Annotated in this window: 13 protein-coding genes, 6 tRNA genes and 1 other RNA gene; 13 read left to right on the plus strand and 7 right to left on the minus strand. The window is 55.0% G+C overall.

Features of this window, described 5'->3' with window-relative positions; genetic code table 11:
• Positions 1-98: 98 nt before the first annotated feature.
• Both EDF73_RS03590 and EDF73_RS03595 read left to right on the plus strand, forming a co-directional pair.
• Complete coding sequence (locus EDF73_RS03590) at positions 99-1,778, plus strand: sensor histidine kinase (protein ID WP_165905641.1); 1,680 nt, start codon at positions 99-101, stop codon at positions 1,776-1,778.
• A gap of 11 nt (positions 1,779-1,789) precedes the next feature.
• Positions 1,790-2,533, plus strand: a complete 744-nt coding sequence (locus EDF73_RS03595) for a LytTR family DNA-binding domain-containing protein (RefSeq protein ID WP_132725848.1) — start codon at positions 1,790-1,792, stop codon at positions 2,531-2,533.
• Positions 2,534-2,601: 68 nt separating this feature from the next.
• Here EDF73_RS03595 and glk read toward each other — a convergent pair whose 3' ends face one another.
• Positions 2,602-3,567, minus strand: coding sequence for a glucokinase (gene glk / locus EDF73_RS03600; RefSeq protein ID WP_132725851.1), 966 nt, complete (start codon positions 3,565-3,567; stop codon positions 2,602-2,604).
• Between the two features lie 264 nt (positions 3,568-3,831).
• Between glk and EDF73_RS03605 the strand changes: the two genes are divergently transcribed.
• A complete protein-coding gene (locus EDF73_RS03605; protein WP_132725854.1) occupies positions 3,832-5,067 on the plus strand; it encodes an ion channel protein in 1,236 nt (411 codons plus the stop codon).
• On the opposite strand, the gene EDF73_RS03610 is transcribed toward EDF73_RS03605, so the two are convergent.
• A complete protein-coding gene (locus EDF73_RS03610; RefSeq protein WP_132725857.1) occupies positions 5,064-6,725 on the minus strand; it encodes a thiamine pyrophosphate-binding protein in 1,662 nt (553 codons plus the stop codon). The genes EDF73_RS03605 and EDF73_RS03610 overlap by 4 nt on opposite strands.
• Positions 6,726-6,901: 176 nt before the next feature.
• On the opposite strand from EDF73_RS03610, the gene mgrA reads away from it, so the two are divergent.
• Both mgrA and EDF73_RS03620 read left to right on the plus strand, forming a co-directional pair.
• Positions 6,902-7,894, plus strand: a complete 993-nt coding sequence (gene mgrA / locus EDF73_RS03615; RefSeq protein WP_132725860.1) for an L-glyceraldehyde 3-phosphate reductase — start codon at positions 6,902-6,904, stop codon at positions 7,892-7,894.
• A gap of 151 nt (positions 7,895-8,045) precedes the next feature.
• A complete protein-coding gene (locus EDF73_RS03620) occupies positions 8,046-8,387 on the plus strand; it encodes a DUF2502 domain-containing protein (RefSeq protein WP_132725863.1) in 342 nt (113 codons plus the stop codon).
• Between the two features lie 46 nt (positions 8,388-8,433).
• Here EDF73_RS03620 and EDF73_RS03625 read toward each other — a convergent pair whose 3' ends face one another.
• The gene (locus EDF73_RS03625) at positions 8,434-9,672 is read right to left on the minus strand and encodes an Nramp family divalent metal transporter (RefSeq protein ID WP_132725866.1); all 1,239 of its coding nucleotides are present in this window, start codon (positions 9,670-9,672) and stop codon (positions 8,434-8,436) included.
• Positions 9,673-10,017: 345 nt separating this feature from the next.
• On the opposite strand from EDF73_RS03625, the gene EDF73_RS03630 reads away from it, so the two are divergent.
• On the plus strand, positions 10,018-11,220 hold the full coding sequence (locus tag EDF73_RS03630; protein WP_132725869.1) for a NupC/NupG family nucleoside CNT transporter: 1,203 nt from the start codon (positions 10,018-10,020) through the stop codon (positions 11,218-11,220).
• 41 nt (positions 11,221-11,261) lie between these two features.
• Here the strand turns inward: EDF73_RS03630 and EDF73_RS03635 are convergent, their stop codons facing one another.
• The 3 genes from EDF73_RS03635 to EDF73_RS03645 form a co-directional block, all read right to left on the minus strand.
• Complete coding sequence (locus EDF73_RS03635; protein WP_132725872.1) at positions 11,262-13,442, minus strand: EAL domain-containing protein; 2,181 nt, start codon at positions 13,440-13,442, stop codon at positions 11,262-11,264.
• Positions 13,443-13,654: 212 nt separating this feature from the next.
• A tRNA-Ala gene (locus tag EDF73_RS03640) sits at positions 13,655-13,730 on the minus strand.
• A gap of 41 nt (positions 13,731-13,771) precedes the next feature.
• Positions 13,772-13,847: transfer RNA gene (locus EDF73_RS03645), tRNA-Ala, on the minus strand.
• A gap of 219 nt (positions 13,848-14,066) precedes the next feature.
• Here EDF73_RS03645 and EDF73_RS03650 point away from each other — a divergent pair.
• Positions 14,067-14,420 carry a YfeC-like transcriptional regulator gene (locus EDF73_RS03650; RefSeq protein WP_132725875.1) on the plus strand — a complete coding sequence of 118 codons (354 nt, stop codon included), beginning with the start codon at positions 14,067-14,069 and terminating at the stop codon, positions 14,418-14,420.
• 4 nt (positions 14,421-14,424) lie between these two features.
• Positions 14,425-14,817: a YfeC-like transcriptional regulator gene (locus EDF73_RS03655; protein WP_132725877.1), complete on the plus strand. Its 393-nt coding sequence runs from the start codon at positions 14,425-14,427 to the stop codon at positions 14,815-14,817.
• 47 nt (positions 14,818-14,864) lie between these two features.
• On the opposite strand, the gene gltX is transcribed toward EDF73_RS03655, so the two are convergent.
• Positions 14,865-16,283 (minus strand): glutamate--tRNA ligase, encoded by a 1,419-nt coding sequence (gltX, locus tag EDF73_RS03660; protein ID WP_132725880.1) that lies wholly within the window; start codon positions 16,281-16,283, stop codon positions 14,865-14,867.
• Between the two features lie 259 nt (positions 16,284-16,542).
• Between gltX and EDF73_RS03670 the strand changes: the two genes are divergently transcribed.
• From EDF73_RS03670 to EDF73_RS03690, 5 genes are all read left to right on the plus strand, one after another.
• Positions 16,543-16,618, plus strand: a tRNA-Val gene (locus EDF73_RS03670).
• Positions 16,619-16,660: 42 nt separating this feature from the next.
• A tRNA-Val gene (locus tag EDF73_RS03675) sits at positions 16,661-16,736 on the plus strand.
• A 46-nt stretch (positions 16,737-16,782) separates the two neighbouring features.
• Positions 16,783-16,858, plus strand: a tRNA-Val gene (locus EDF73_RS03680).
• 4 nt (positions 16,859-16,862) lie between these two features.
• Positions 16,863-16,938: transfer RNA gene (locus EDF73_RS03685), tRNA-Lys, on the plus strand.
• Positions 16,939-16,962: 24 nt separating this feature from the next.
• Positions 16,963-17,093: non-coding RNA, RtT sRNA (locus tag EDF73_RS03690), on the plus strand.
• Positions 17,094-17,140 lie beyond the last annotated feature (47 nt).

Consider the following 17,140-nt stretch of genomic DNA (forward strand, 5'->3'; position numbering starts at 1 on the left):
TCCCTGTTTATCGCTTCGGCTGGCCTTCTGCCGCCAGGTTTTTTATCATAGCGCTTTCCCGCGACAGACACGGCGCACCCATGCACGAAATATTCACTATGCTGCTGGCGGTTTTTGACCGCGCGGCGCTCATGTTGATTTGCCTTTTTTTCCTGATCCGCCTGCGCCTGTTCCGCGAACTCCTGCATAAATCGGCGCACACGCCGAAAGAGCTGCTGGCCGTCACCGCCATCTTTTCGATGTTTGCCCTGTTCAGCACCTGGTCCGGCGTACCGGTTGAAGGTTCTCTGGTCAACGTCCGTATTATTGCGGTGATGTCCGGCGGGATCCTGTTTGGCCCGTGGGTCGGGGCCATCGTTGGCGTCATTGCCGGCGTGCACCGTTATCTTATCGATATCGACGGCGTGACCGCCGTGCCCTGCTTTATCACCAGCATCGTCGCCGGGCTCTTGTCCGGGTTGATTAACCGCAAAGTCCCGAAAGCCCAGCGCTGGAAAGTCGGGATCCTCGCCGGTATGGTTTGCGAAACGCTGACCATGATCCTCGTGATCCTGTGGGCGCCTTCGTGGTCGCTGGGCGTGGATATTGTCTCCAAAATCGGTATTCCGATGATCCTTGGCAGCATCTGTATCGGATTTATCGTCCTGCTGGTGCAGAGCGTCGAGGGGGAAAAAGAGGCCAGCGCCGCGCGCCAGGCAAAACTGGCGCTGGATATCGCCAATAAAACGCTACCGCTGTTCCGCCACGTAAATAGTGAATCCCTGCGCCAGGTTTGCGACATCATCCGCCGGGATATCAACGCCGATGCGGTGGCCATTACCACCACCGACCGGGTACTGGCCTATGTCGGCTTTGGCGAAAGCAACTATCACGACCATGACAACAGCATCAGCCCCACCACCCGCCTGGCGATAGAAAGCGGGAAAATCATCATTAAAAATAATGATGAGGCTTACAGAACCCCGGAAATACACTCGATGCTGGTGATCCCGCTGCGCGAGAAAGGCGTCGTCACCGGCACGCTGAAAATTTACTACTGTCACGCCCACCGCATCACCTCATCCCTGCAGGAGATGGCGGTTGGACTGTCGCAAATCATCTCCACTCAGCTGGAGGTGTCGCGGGCGGAACAGCTGCGGGAAATGGCTAACAAGGCGGAACTGCGCGCCTTGCAAAGTAAAATCAACCCCCATTTTCTGTTTAACGCGCTTAATGCGATTTCATCCTCAATTCGTATGAACCCGGACACCGCCCGTCAGCTCATTTTTAATTTATCGCGTTATCTGCGCTATAACATTGAATTAAAAGATGACGAGCAGATTGATATCAAAAGGGAGCTGTACCAGATTAAGGATTATATTGCCATCGAGCAGGCGCGCTTCGGCGATAAGCTGACCGTTATCTACGATATTGATGATGAAGTCAGCTGCGTGATACCCAGCCTGCTGATCCAGCCGCTGGTGGAAAATGCCATCGTCCACGGCATCCAGCCCTGCAAGGGGAAAGGCGTGGTGACCATCGGCATCAATGAGTGCGGCAATCGGGTACGGATTAGCGTTCGCGATACCGGCAATGGGATCGATCCTGCGGTGGTCGCGCGGGTGGAAGCCGATGAAATGCCGGGCAATAAAATCGGCCTGCTCAACGTCCATCATCGGGTCAAACTGCTGTATGGCGAAGGGCTGCATATCCGCCGCATGACCCCCGGGACGGAAATTGCCTTCTACGTGCCAAACAAGCTCGTATCCCAGACCACGCCGGTGTCTCTGTTGCCATGAGCGGAGAAAAAATGAAAGTCATCATTGTTGAAGATGAGTTCCTGGCGCAACAGGAGCTCACCTGGTTGATTAACACCCACAGCCAGATGGAGATTGTCGGCACCTTTGACGACGGGCTGGACGTGCTGAAATTTCTGCAGCACAACAAGGTCGATGCCATTTTTCTCGACATCAATATCCCCTCGCTCGACGGCGTCCTGCTGGCGCAGAACATCAGTCAGTTCGCACATAAACCGTTTATTGTGTTTATCACCGCCTGGAAAGAGCATGCGGTGGAAGCCTTTGAACTGGAGGCGTTCGACTACATTCTCAAGCCGTATCAGGAGTCGCGGATCGTGAATATGCTGCAAAAGCTGGCCAGCGCCTGGCAGCAACAGCAGCAGATAGAGAGCCATGCCGGCGTCGTCGCCAACCCGCAGCGCGAAAATGACACCATCAATCTGATTAAAGATGAGCGGATTATCGTCACCAGCATTCACGATATTTACTACGCGGAGGCGCACGAAAAAATGACCTTCGTCTATACCCGCCGGGAATCGTTCGTAATGCCGATGAACATTACGGAGTTTTGCGGCAAGCTGCCAACCGCGCACTTCTTCCGCTGCCACCGTTCCTACTGCGTCAATCTGAATAAAATCCGCGAAATTGAACCGTGGTTCAACAACACCTATATCCTGCGCTTACGCGATCTGGAATTTCAGGTCCCGGTCAGCCGCAGCAAGGTCAAAGAGTTTCGCCAGTTAATGCATTTGTAGCGGGGAAAGGAGCAGGATGGCAGCCCGCCCGGGCGTGGCAACGCCGGTACGGGCTGGCTGGCTGAGTCTCAGAGAATCTGACCCAGGGTCTGACGCAGATGCGCCCCGGCCCCCAACAGCCCCGGGTTGTCGTGGACGATCAGGTATACCGGGATATCCTGAACGAAGGCTTTAAATCGCCCTTTGTCTTCAAAACCGCCGCGGAAGCCGGAGGATTTAAAGAACTCCAGGAAGCGCGGTACAATGCCGCCCGCAATATACACGCCGCCGAAGGTGGCCAACGTCAACGCCAGGTTGCCGCCAAAGCGCCCCATAATCACGCAGAACAGCGACAGCGCGCGACGACAGTCGATACAGCTATCCGCCAGCGCGCGTTCGGTCACATCTTTCGGCTGGAGATTTTCCGGCAGACGGCCGTCAGATTTCACAATCGCCCGATAAAGATTCACCAGACCCGGGCCGGACAATACGCGTTCGGCAGAGACGTGGCCCAGTTCGGCGCGCAGCTCTTCGAGGATAAGGCCCTCTTCTTCGCTGTTTGGCGCGAAGTCAACGTGGCCGCCCTCGCCCGGCAGGCTTACCCAGCGTTTATCGACGGGCACCAGATGTGCGACGCCGAGACCGGTTCCCGCGCCGTAGACGGCGATAGGTTTCCCCTCCACCGGCGCCGTACCGCCAAACTGAATCAGATGTTCAGCTTTCAGCATCGGGATCGCCATCGATACCGCGGTAAAATCGTTGATGATTTCCAGATGGGAGAACCCGAGGTTCTTTTGCATTTCAGCGATGGAAAAGGCCCAGGTATGGTTCGTCATCGTCACCCGGTCACCGGTAATCGGACAGGCAATCGCGATGCAGCCGTCTTCAACCTCGACGTTCTGCTCTTGCAAATAGACGCGAACAACGGCTTCAAGACTGGGATAATCGAGCCCGGAATAGGTTTTTGCCCGCGAAATCTCCCCGCTTGCCATATCACATAATGCCAGTCGGGCATTGGTTCCGCCGACGTCTCCTACTAAAGCAAATTTTGTCATTCCGTTACGGCTCCACTAAAGTCAAAATGATTCTTTGGCACACTGTAAATTCATGATGCCTTAACAACAACGACCAACGCACAAGCGCCCACAGTTTAGCGATCTATGTCACATTTAGGTTGTAATCTGTGAAAAATGATTATCGACGCCGCGCGAGATCGTCAGGCATAGCCGCCACTTTCTCGTTTCAGCACGCGCTTGTCTCCGTGCGCGGAGAGCGTCGAAGCAAACGCGTGCCGCGTAACCATCAAAAGGAAATTTTTCATGCTGCATCCGCGCGCCAGAACGATGCTGTTGTTATCGATACCCGCACTGATTATTGGTATCGCTTCCAGCCTTGTATTGATTGTGACGATGAAGATTGCAGCGGTATTGCAAAATCTCCTGTGGTCCGTCGTGCCGCTAAGCTTAGGTATCGAGGGCAGCGGTCAACTGTGGACCATTGCCCTCCTGACGATGACCGGTATCGCCGTCGGACTGATCGTGCGTTTTAGCCCCGGGCATGCCGGCCCGGATCCGGCTAGCGAGTCGTTAATCAGCGCCCCCATCAGCACCAACGCGCTGCCCGGCCTGCTTGCGGCATTGATTTTAGGTCTCGCCGGCGGCGTCAGCCTTGGACCGGAACACCCGATCATGGTGGTCAATATTGCCCTTGCGGTGGCGCTGGGTTCACGCCTGTTTCCCCGGGTCAGCTCGCTGGACTGGACGATCCTTGCCGCCGCCGGCACCATCGGCGCGCTGTTCGGTACGCCGGTGGCCGCGGCGCTCATTTTTTCGCAAACCCTCAACAGCAGCAATGAGGTGCCGCTGTGGGATCGGTTGTTCGCCCCGCTGCTGGCGGCAGCGGCCGGCGCGCTGACCACCGATCTGTTTTTCCATCCCGGCTTCTCGCTGCCGATCCCGCAGTATCCGCAAATGCACCTCGTGGACATCTTTAGCGGCGCTATCGTCACGCTTATCGCGATTGCCGTGGGAATGGTTGCCGTCTGGTGTCTACCGCGGCTGCACGCGCTGATGCATCGCCTGAAAAACCCCGTCCTGACGCTGGGCGTCGGCGGGTTGCTGCTGGGTATTCTTGGCGCAATTGGCGGGCATATCACGCTGTTCAAAGGGCTGGATGAAATGCAGCAGATCGCCTTTAGCCAGACCCTGACCGCCGGCGACTTTTTGCTGATTGCGCTGGTGAAGCTGGCGGCGCTGGTGCTGGCCGCCGCCAGCGGTTTTCGCGGCGGGCGCATTTTCCCCGCGGTGTTCGTCGGCGTGGCGCTCGGTTTAATGCTGCACGCGCACGTGGACGCGGTTCCGGCCGCCATCACGGTCTCCTGCGCCATCCTCGGCATGACTCTGGTGGTCACCCGCGATGGCTGGCTGAGCCTGTTTATGGCGGCGGTCGTGGTGCCGGATACGACCCTGCTGCCGCTGCTGTGCATCGTGATGCTCCCGGCCTGGCTGCTGTTGGCCGGGAAGCCGTTGATGATCGCCCGACATCGCAACGATTAGACGCGGCTGTTTCGCTCCTCCAGCGCCTCGGTAACCGCTCGCAGGAAATCCGGGATATCCATTTTGGGCAGCATGACCTCCACCAGCGTCAGCTTGTCTGAGCCGACGCTGTCGGCCATCGCCTCTTCAAGCTCCTCCGTGTTCGTCACGCGCCAGCAGCGGGACGGTACTCCCGGGGCGAAGGCTCCCGGCAGCCGGTTCCAGTCCCACAGCGCGATATCGTTATAGCGCTGCTCCGGTCCGTGGATGGCGCGCTCGACCGTGTATCCTTCGTTATTGAGCAGCAAAATCAGCGGGTTCTGTTTATCGCGCAACATTGAGCCCATCTCCTGGATCGTCAGCTGAGCGGCCCCATCGCCGACGATCAATACCACCCGCCGGCCCGGCGCCGCGGTTTGCGCGCCGTAGGCTGCCGGAAGGGTAAAGCCTATCGATCCCCACAGCGGCTGCACCAGCAGCGTCGCGTCGGACGGCAGCTTCAGCGCGGCAACCCCGAAGGCCGCCGTCCCCTGGTCGGCGAGAATAATATCCCCAGGACGCAGCTGCTCCTGTACCGTGCTCCAGAAATTACGCTGCGTCAGACTACCCCCGGCGGCCCCTCCCGCCTCCGGCGCGGAGCACGACGGCAACCTCCACTCCGCGGCCAGGCCAGCGGACAACGTCATCAACACCCCCAGCGCCTGATCCATCGGGATACGGCTGAACCAGTGCTCGCCGACTCTGACGGCAAACGGCTGAATTTCAATGGTCTGTTCAAGGGGGAGGTGTTGGGTGAACCCGGCGGTAATGGTATCGGTAAAGCGGGTGCCTACGCAGATGATAGTATCGGCATTTTCGATGGCTTCCCGGGTTTGCGGAGCGCTGGCGATTCCGCTGTAGGTGCCGACAAAACCGCGCTGTTGCTCATCGAACAGCCCTTTGCCCATCAGCATCGTGGCGTAAGCGATCGGCGTTTTCGCCACCCACGCCCGCAGCGTATCCTGCAGGCCATAGCGCTGCGCAAGGAAATCCGCCAGCAGCGAGACCCGCCGGCTGCTGCGTAGCATCTGCCCGGCATATTCACGAAAGCTGGCCAGCTGATTCTCATCCGCCGGCGGCCCCTCGATCGCCAGGCGCCGGGCAGGCGGCGTCGCTTTCGCTTTTGCCACGTCGGCCGGCAGCATCAAATAGCCGGGGCGATGATGGGTTAACATGTCGCTCAGCACGCGGTCGATCTCATGGCAGGCATTCCCCGCCGTCAGCGTGGCGTGGGTGCAGGTGATCTGTTCGCTCATGCGCGAGAAATGGGTGAAGTCGCCATCTCCCAGAGTATGGTGCAACAGCTCTCCGCGCTGCTGCGACCCGGAACAGGGGGCGCCGACGATGTGCAGAACCGGAATATGTTCCGCATAACTGCCGGCCACGCCGTTAAGCGCGCTCAGCTCGCCCACGCCATAGGTCGTCAGCAGCGCGCCGGCCCCTTTAATACGCGCATAGCCATCGGCGGCGTAGGCGGCATTGAGCTCATTCGCACAGCCAACCCATCCCAACGCATCATGGGCGATGACGCGGTCGAGGAACTGTAAATTGTAATCGCCAGGTACGCCAAACAAGCGGTCTATGCCGCAATCTACGAGACGATCCAGCAGATAATCGCCAATGGTATAAGTCGGTTGCATATCCATACTCCTCCTCCCGTGCAGGTAATCTGAGTATTGAATAAGCGATCAAACTGTCCAGATTGCGAACAATAATCGGGGTGGAAAGCAAAATTTACGCATTTGGGGAGTGTACTCCGCGCTGAACATTCTTTAGTGTAAACGTATACACAACCGGTCCTATCTGCGGAGGAAGTATGGTTTACCAGGCAAATGCGGCGCGATATCAAACCATGGAATATCGTCGTTGCGGGCGGAGCGGCTTAAAGCTACCGGCAATTTCACTCGGCCTATGGCACAACTTTGGCGACGAAACGCGGGTGGAAACCAGCCGCCAGCTGCTGCGGCACGCGTTTGATCTAGGCATCACGCATTTTGATTTAGCCAACAACTACGGGCCGCCTCCCGGGTCGGCGGAGAGCAATTTCGGCCGCATTCTGCGGGAAGATTTTTTGCCCTGGCGCGACGAGCTGCTCATCTCCACTAAGGCCGGTTACACCATGTGGGACGGGCCTTACGGTGACTGGGGGTCGCGCAAATATCTGGTGGCCAGCCTCGACCAAAGCCTGAAGCGTATGGGGCTGGAATACGTGGATATCTTCTATCATCACCGCCCCGATCCGCAAACCCCGCTGCGGGAAACCATGCGCGCGCTGGACCATATCGTACGTCAGGGTAAAGCGCTGTACGTCGGGCTTTCCAACTATCCGCTGGCGCAGGCCGCTGAGGCGGTGAGCATCCTCAATGATCTCGGTACGCCGTGCCTTATCCATCAACCTAAATACTCGATGCTCGAACGGTGGGTTGAGGAGGGGTTACTCGATTTTCTGCAGGCGGAAGGGGTAGGAAGCATTGCGTTTTCACCGCTGTCCGGCGGCCAGCTGACCGACCGCTATCTGCACGGTATTCCTGCGGATTCCCGCATTGCCAGCGGCAGCCGCTTCCTGCAGGCCGATCAGTTAACCGAAGCGAAGCTGGCAAAAGTGCGCCAGCTGGACGCGCTGGCGCAGGCCCGCGGGCAGAAGCTCTCGCAGATGGCGCTCGCCTGGGTGCTTCGGGATGAGAAAGTAACCTCGGTACTGATTGGTGCCAGCAAAACGGCACAGCTTGACGATGCCGTCGGCATGTTGAGCAACCGGCATTTCAGCGCTGAAGAGCGCATGGCGATTGACGCCATCCTTGCGGCGTAAACGAAGATTTCCTTTAGCAAAAAGTGCTCTTATCCGCGATTTAGGAGTTCATCCAATGCTGCGGGGCTTTACCGCCCCGTAATATCACGTTACAGGTCCAATGAGAGCCTATTCATCAGGTTCTCAGGCCCCGATCGTGAAGGAGAAGAGTATGTTCAGGTCACTGATTCTGGCAGCAGTGCTTTTGGCTTCAGCGCCATGGGCCGCTAATGCCGGAGAGATCACCCTGCTGCCATCTGTAAAATTACAAATAGGCGATCGTGATAATTACGGTAATTACTGGGACGGTGGCGGCTGGCGCGACCGTGATTACTGGCGTCGTCACTATGAATGGCGTGACAACCGCTGGCGTCATTATGATAACAGGCGTCATCACGGTTGGGATAAACGGAAGGCTTACGAACGCGGTTATCGCGAGGGCTGGAACGATCGTCGCGACCATCGCGGCGGCTGGGGGCGTGGGCCGGGTGGCCACGGTCATGGTCATCACTAATCACTTCGGGGAGCCCCAGGGCTCCCCGCTTGATTGGCCGAACGAATTACAGTCCCGACACCGTACCGACCAGTAGCCAGCCGTTGAGCAGCACCACAATCGCCACAATCACCCACCCCGTACGTCTAATCCACGGCGTATTCACCAGTTCGCCCATCAGTTGGGAATTACTGGTGAAAATCAACAGCGGTACCAGCGCCAGGGCGATACCAAAGCTCAACAATACCTGACTCATCACCAAAATACGGGTCGGCTCCAGCCCCATCATAATAACGATAAACGACGGCAGCATGGTAACCAGACGACGAAACCACAGCGGAATATGGAAGCGGATAAAACCCTGCATAACCACCTGGCCGGCCAGCGTCCCCACCACCGTTGACGACAGACCGGCGGCCACCAGGCTCAGACCAAATATCGTCGCCGCCGCATGACTTAACAGCGGTTCCAGGGTCAAATACGCTTGATCCAGATCGGCAATGCCCGTGTGGCCGTTAAAGTGAAAGGCGGCGGCAGCGGTCGCCATCATGGCGAGGTTAACGAAGCCGGCGATGGTCATGGCAATCGCGACGTCCCAGCGGGTCGCGTGATAACGCTCTTTACGCGTACCGCCATGCAGATTCTGGGTTAACGAAGAGTGTAAATAGATAACGTGCGGCATGATGGTTGCGCCCAGCACCCCGGCGGCAAGGAACACCGCTTCGCCGTTCGGCAGACTCGGGACGATCATCCCTTTTGCCAGCGGCGCCAGCGCCGGTTGCGAGAAAATAAGCTCAACGATATAGGCGACTGCGACGAACAGCAGCAGTCCGCCAATCACTTTCTCCAGCGGCTTTTGCCCGCGGCGCTGAAGCATCAAAATCAGGAAAGTGGCAACCCCCGTCAATACGGCCCCCTGCAGTAAAGAGACGCCAAGGATCAGCTTAAAGCCAATGGCGGCGCCAATAAACTCAGCAAGGTCGGTCGCCATGGCGATAATTTCCGCCTGGACCCAGTAGAACCACACCACCGGGCGCGGGTAGTGATCGCGGATCTGCTCCGCGAGATTTTTACCCGTGGCGATCCCAAGCTTCGCAGATAGCACCTGAATCAGCATCGCCATCAGGTTTGCCCACACGACTACCCATAGCAGCTGGTAGCCAAAGCTGGCCCCGGCCTGGATATTGGTGGCAAAGTTGCCCGGATCGATATAACCAATGGCAGCAATGAAGGCAGGCCCCATCAATGCGAGCTTCATCTTGCGCGCTGCGCGACCGCTGCTATTCTCAACGCGACTGCTTGTCATTTTCTGCCTCTGAAATATAGCCTTTGCTATGTTTCATGCTATCAAAATGCGAATGATTATCAAGTTCATTGAGAAAGATGATCATTATTGCTGTGATAGGAGGGAACACCAGCGGCTAACAACGAAAAAGTGGCATTGATGAAATTGCATCTCGCCTGGTCACAGATTAGTACAAACTCAGCAACTTTTAAAACCTTTACGCAACATAACAAAAATGTATGTTCGATCACTATTTTGGTGATTGGTCACAGTTCCTTGTAATAGTGTGGATTTGATCTCGTTTTCTTTGTTCTTGTTACATAGAATGTGCAAAGAAATTTAACCTGCCTCATATTTGGAGCAAATATGGACCGCGTCTTGCATTTTATCCTCGCGATCGTAGTGGTGGCTATACTGGCCCTTCTGGTCAGCCATAACCGTAAGCAAATTCGCATTCGTTATGTTATTCAATTACTTGTCATTGAAGTATTACTGGCGTGGTTCTTCCTGAACTCCGATATCGGCCTGGGCTTTGTGAAAGGCTTCTCCGAGATGTTCGAAAAACTGCTCGGTTTTGCCAACGAAGGGACAAACTTCGTCTTCGGCAATATGAATGACAAAGGCCTGGCCTTCTTCTTCCTGAAGGTGCTGTGTCCTATCGTCTTCATCTCTGCGCTGATCGGGATTTTGCAGCATATCCGTATCCTGCCCGTCGTCATTCGCGCGATTGGTACCGTGCTGTCAAAAGTGAACGGCATGGGCAAACTGGAATCCTTCAACGCCGTCAGCTCGCTGATTCTCGGCCAGTCGGAAAACTTTATCGCCTATAAAGATATTCTGGGCAAAATGTCGCGCAACCGCATGTACACCATGGCGGCGACCGCTATGTCGACCGTCTCCATGTCAATCGTGGGCGCGTACATGACCATGCTGCAGCCAAAATATGTCGTTGCCGCGCTGGTTCTTAACATGTTCAGCACCTTTATCGTGCTGTCGCTGATTAACCCGTATCGCGTGAATGAGAGCGAAGAAAATCTGCAGATGTCCAACCTGCACGAAGGTCAGAGCTTCTTTGAAATGCTGGGTGAATACATTCTGGCAGGCTTTAAAGTGGCGATTATCGTTGCGGCCATGCTGATCGGTTTCATCGCGTTGATTTCCGCGCTGAACGCCCTGTTCGCCACCGTCACCGGCTGGTTCGGCCATAGCATCTCCTTCCAGGGCATCCTTGGCTACATTTTCTACCCGGTTGCCTGGGTGATGGGGGTTCCGGCAGGTGAAGCGCTGCAGGTGGGCAGTATCATGGCCACCAAACTGGTGTCTAACGAATTCGTGGCGATGATGGATCTGCAGAAAATTGCCAGCACGCTCTCTCCGCGCGCTGAAGGCATCATCTCTATCTTCCTGGTCTCCTTCGCCAACTTCTCCTCCATCGGGATTATTGCCGGGGCGATTAAGGGCCTGAATGAAGAACAGGGTAACGTGGTTTCCCGCTTTGGTCTGAAGCTGGTTTACGGTTCAACGCTGGTGAGCGTGCTTTCTGCGTCTATCGCCGCACTGGTACTGTAAGCCTCCCATGTTGTAAAAAAGCCGGGCTTGACCCGGTTTTTTTACGCCCGGAGTTCGCTAAGCGGCCGCGGTTTGCCAATTAAGTATCCCTGTAAATAGTCGACACCTAATGCCAGAAGTAGCTCTCGCTGCGCTTGTGTCTCGACATACTCCGCCACCACCTTCAGGTTTTTCACCTTCGCCATCTCAATTATCGATTTAATCATGATCGCATCCAGCGGCTCGCGCCCGAGGTCACGCACAAAGCAGCCGTCAATCTTGACGATATCAGCCTGCAGGTGCTTCAGCCGCTCGTAGTTCGCATAACCGGTACCAAAATCATCAATGGCGATAGCGCAGCCAAAATCCCGCAGCTGATGAATGTTATGCATACTGTCGCCGACATCGCTGAACGCCTGCTCTTCGGTAATTTCGACCGTTATCGCTGCCGGAGAAAGCTGATAGCGTTTAAACAGGGCGATAATCTGCGCGGCGCTATCTTTTTGCATCAGGGTATAAGGCAGTAAATTCACCGCGAAGTGCTGCCCGGGATGCTGATGGAGTGTGCTGAATAGCGTCTCCAGAACCAGCATATCGAAACGCTGGCTCAGATTGAACTGCGCAATCAGCGGAATAAACTGGTCCGGGGTCATGATTGAACCATCGCAGCGCATACGGGTCAGGATTTCGTAATACCCCTCCCCCGCCGGGTTTTGTATCGGCTGGGCATACAGCACCAGACCACGTTCCTTAAGCGCCTGCTTGACCTGAGTCAGGAGCCTGACCTGCTCGCTGGTTTGGTCGCAGACCTGTTCCTGCGCCGCATCCAGCGCCAGCACCTGGCGATCGGCGCCCGCCTGCTCCGACAGCCAGCTCAGTTGGCCCAGCATGGGGTGCAGCCCCTCCTCCACGCCGCGGTATCTTTCCCACGCGGCGCCAAACTCCAGGTCCAGCGTCTGGTTGTGCCAGCTAAACCGGGTGTGATTAAGCATGGCGACGAGATGCCCCAGCCGCGCGGCGGGTTCGGGGCCGCCTAAAACCAGCAATAATTCGCTGCCGGGCAGTTGAAAGAGCTTATCGTCCGCGCCCAACAGCGGGTGTATTTTGCTGGCAATTTGCCGTTTGCAATGCACCCGCATCATCATACCGTAATGGCGACTAAGGAAGTCCAGATTGACGATGCGTAGACTACTGACCGTGACATCGGGGTTACGGCGTAAATAGCACTCCAGCGCCCGGAGATTGGGTAAACCGGTGAGAGGATCTTCCTGAGCCCGATCCCGCCAGCGGAGTTTGGTTCTTTCATTCTGACCATACATATCGACCATATAAAACAGACAGATGGTAAATGAGATCAGCACGGAAAGGACAAATGATAGTGAGTATTCGGTCCGTACGCCATGGAGGAAATTTTGATTACAGGCAACGAGCAAAAATGCCGAAACAGACCACGAGATGCGAATGAGTACATGTCCCAGACGGCTAATACCAATAAAGTACAGAATAAAAACAAGGGGAACTAAATAGCCCGCAATAAAATCAGAATCATAAGGCATACAGAGTACCAGTAATATGGCGGCGAGGGCCATAAACCAATATCGCGTAAATACCCGATGCTCACCAGTGAGCCATGGTTGACAATGACGTCGCCAGAAAGCTTTTGCATAACGCGGACTGATAATCATCCGTACTGGATAATAAAAGAAGGTAGTGAATATTAATGCGGCACCAATCAGACTTTGAATATCAATAATGATATAAACAGCCGACATCCCCTTGAAGTAGCTGGAGATAGCCAGAGGAAATGAGAAAAATACGCCGACCAGATACATCGTCAGCTTCATTAACACGGGGGTAAAAAAACCGCCCCAGAAAATTCTTGTCCCCATATATTTTGCCGTGAGCCCGTTGCGCCATCGCGCCCCGATCAGCATTCTGACCAGCGCACAGGATACCAGTACCGAGAATAACTGACAGAATAACAGGAGCGCGGCCTGTACTGGCGTCAGGGAGAGAATCAGGTGGTTGGTAATGGCAAATGCGATAATCAATGGGGCAACTGCATTTCGCCCAAAAATAAAAAGCACCGCGTACATCATGCTTAATGGCAACCAGGCGAGGAAAACTTGATTTCCATCAATAATTGCCTGCGGTGAAATATACCGTGCCAAAGGGATAGTGATTAAACAAACTATCAGCGCCAGTAAAGTCTTTCTGATATTAATGTTAAATTTACCAATCATTATTGTTAATCAAAACTCCAGCGCCGGAAATAAGATCTTATATGGGGAAATACTAAGGGGGTTAATTATGGCAGGCAAGGAAATAACTCGAGGAAGAATCTGAAATTACATTTAATTCTAATCGCGGAACGGTTTCTGACTTAAACAGAAAGTGCTTTACATTGGCAAGCGAAGAAAACAAAAAACCCCCGCCGAAGCGAGGGTTCTGAATTTGGTGGAGCTAAGCGGGATCGAACCGCTGACCTCTTGCATGCCATGCAAGCGCTCTCCCAGCTGAGCTATAGCCCCACAGAACGTTGTTACGAACCAAACCTGATGGGAGCAGGATTTGGTGGAGCTAAGCGGGATCGAACCGCTGACCTCTTGCATGCCATGCAAGCGCTCTCCCAGCTGAGCTATAGCCCCTAACCGTAAAACGTGTCGTGTTGACGGGCGGCATAATATGAATTCCTTCGTCAGGTGTCAACGGCAAAATGCCTCCGCGCTATTTGATCGCTGAAAAAGCAGGCAACTCGCTGACATTGCGAGCCTTATCGCAGGGAGACGTTAAACATGTCACCCTTTCCTGTAAAAGGATGCTATAACATGGACAACTAATTCCCACATGTTTACTCAGGAAATAGGATGCTCAAGGAACGAATGACACCTGAAGAAATCGCGCACCTTACCGGCTTCAGTCGGCAGACGATCAATAAATGGGTACGTAAAGAGGGATGGCAGACATCACCTCGGCCCGGCGTGCAAGGCGGTAAGGCACGCCTCGTGCACGTTAATGAGCAGGTCAAAGAATTTATTCGCAGCGCGCAGCGCGTGGCGGAACCCGCGTCTTCTTATTCCGCAGCAGAAAACGACCTCGAACCTTTACTTCTGACGCTCACTAAAGAGCTGACCCCCGGCGAACAAAAACAGCTTATGTCGCTACTGCTGCGCGAAGGCATTACCGGGTTACTCCAGCGTCTGGATATTCGTGACCAGTAACATAATGATGAAATTAAAAGATAAAATGACCCCGGCCGAGCTGGCGGAGTGTCTTGGTCTTGCCAGACAAACCATTAACCGCTGGGCCAGAGAACAAAAATGGCGCACCGAGACCATTCCCGGCGTTAAAGGCGGCCGCGCGCGTCTCATCGTTATCGATAAGCCGGTGCTCGATTTTCTGGCCAACATCCCGGCGCTGCGTCATCTGCTCACCGAATCGCAGCTGGCGGAACCGTCCGGTAACTATTTTGTTAACGATGCCGGGGCGATCTGGCGGCAAATTGCCGAGACGCTGCATCTGATGACGGCGGAAGAACAGCAGCACCTGCGGGATCTTCTCGCCCGTGAAGGGATCAGTGGATTTTTGTCCCGGCTGGGCATCGCCAGCCAGAAATAAGCGATAAAAAACGGCAGGATGACCCTGCCGTTTTTTTAAGCCTGCAATCAGGACTGCTGACTTTCGCGTTCAGCAATAAATGCCAGCGCTTTGTTGATACGTTCTACGCTACGGGTTTTGCCAATCGCATGCACCGTCACATCAAGAGCCGGTGACTGACCTGCCCCTGTAACCGCAACGCGCAGCGGCATCCCAACTTTACCCATCCCGACTTCCAGCTCATCCGCCGTCGCCTGGATCGCGTGGTGGACATTTTCCGCCGTCCAGTCGCTGATGGCGGCGAGTTTGTCACGTACGACTTCCAGAGGCTGACGAGCGACCGGGCGCAGATGTTTCTTCGCCGCGTCGGCATCAAACTCGTCGAACTCTTCATAGAAGTAACGGCAGCTTGCCGCCATCTCTTTCAGCGTCTTGCAACGTTCGCCCAGCAGCGTCACCAGCTCAGCCAGCTGCGGACCGTTGCGGGTATCGATATTTTCCTGCTCAATGTGCCACTGCAGATAGGTCGCCACGTACTCCGGCGCCATCGAGTTAATGTAGTGGTGGTTCAGCCACAGCAGTTTATCGGTATTGAACGCACTGGCAGATTTGCTCACCGCGCCGAGGGAGAAGAGCTTAATCATCTCTTCACGGCTGAAGATCTCCTGGTCGCCGCTGGACCAGCCCAGACGCACCAGGTAGTTCAGCAGCGCTTCTGGCAGATAGCCATCGTCGCGATATTGCATCACGCTCACGGCGCCGTGGCGTTTGGACAGTTTTTTACCGTCATCGCCATTAATCATCGAGACGTGCGCATACACCGGTACCGGCGCGTTCAGCGCCTTCAGGATGTTGATCTGACGCGGAGTATTGTTGATATGGTCTTCACCGCGGATCACATGGGTGATCTCCATGTCCCAGTCGTCCACCACGACACAGAAGTTGTAGGTCGGGGAACCATCGGTACGGCGAATAATCAGATCGTCCAGTTCCTGGTTACTAAATTCAATCGGCCCACGGATCTGGTCGTCAAAAATGACCGAACCTTCCTGCGGGTTAGCAAAACGAACGACGCACGGCGCATTATCGGCGTGATGTTCGTGACCGTGACGGCAGCGTCCGTCGTAACGCGGTTTTTCGCCCTTAGCCATCTGCTCTTCGCGCAGCGCGTCCAGACGTTCTTTAGAGCAATAGCACTTATAAGCCGTGCCTGCTTCCAGCATTTCATCAATAACCGCGTTATAGCGGTCAAAACGTTTGGTCTGGAAATACGGACCTTCGTCCCATTCCAGATTCAGCCAGTTCATCCCATCCATGATGGCTTCAATTGCTTCCGGGGTGGAGCGTTCGAGATCGGTGTCTTCAATACGCAGTACAAACTCACCGCCGTTGTGACGAGCAAAAAGCCAGGAATAGAGAGCAGTACGCGCACCGCCAACGTGCAGATAGCCTGTCGGGCTGGGCGCGAAGCGAGTTTTGATTTTCATGAAATGGCCTTACGTTTAATAAAGATGCCGACAACCGGCAGAGTCCGTGGGTATTTATGGGTGAATATTCTAACACCGTGGGCTGATTCCTCAATGTTGTTCAGGTCTGAACGTTACGCTTTGCCATTTTTGTTTATAAATCATGCTTTACGACTGCTTTGGCGATCGTTTTGTTTAATTTTACGACGAACGAACAAATTATTTAGAAAAGGCGTTGACTCATTTTCAACTCTCCCTATAATGCGACTCCACACAGCGGGGGTGATTAGCTCAGCTGGGAGAGCACCTCCCTTACAAGGAGGGGGTCGGCGGTTCGAACCCGTCATCACCCACCACTACTTAGGTAGTCTCCGCCGTGTAGCAAGAAATTGAGAAGTGGGTGATTAGCTCAGCTGGGAGAGCACCTCCCTTACAAGGAGGGGGTCGGCGGTTCGATCCCGTCATCACCCACCACTTTCTCGCCAGCTGGATTTCTTGTTAAAATGTGAAGTACCGAAGTGGGTGATTAGCTCAGCTGGGAGAGCACCTCCCTTACAAGGAGGGGGTCGGCGGTTCGATCCCGTCATCACCCACCACTTCGGGTCGTTAGCTCAGTTGGTAGAGCAGTTGACTTTTAATCAATTGGTCGCAGGTTCGAATCCTGCACGACCCACCAATGTAAAAAAGCGCCCTAAAGGCGCTTTTTTGCTATCTGCGGGATATAAATTCGCACCTGCGACAGGTTCGGGTCGAACGTAGTGAGACAACGGAGCCGCTTGCGGCGACGGCCCGTAGGGCGAGGCGAAGCCGGGTCATCCTGACGACCCACCAAATTTAGACAAAAGCGCCTTACGGCGCTTTTGTCGTTTTCGGATACC

Source organism: Klebsiella sp. BIGb0138 (genome assembly GCF_004342285.1).
Classification (GTDB): domain Bacteria; phylum Pseudomonadota; class Gammaproteobacteria; order Enterobacterales; family Enterobacteriaceae; genus Klebsiella.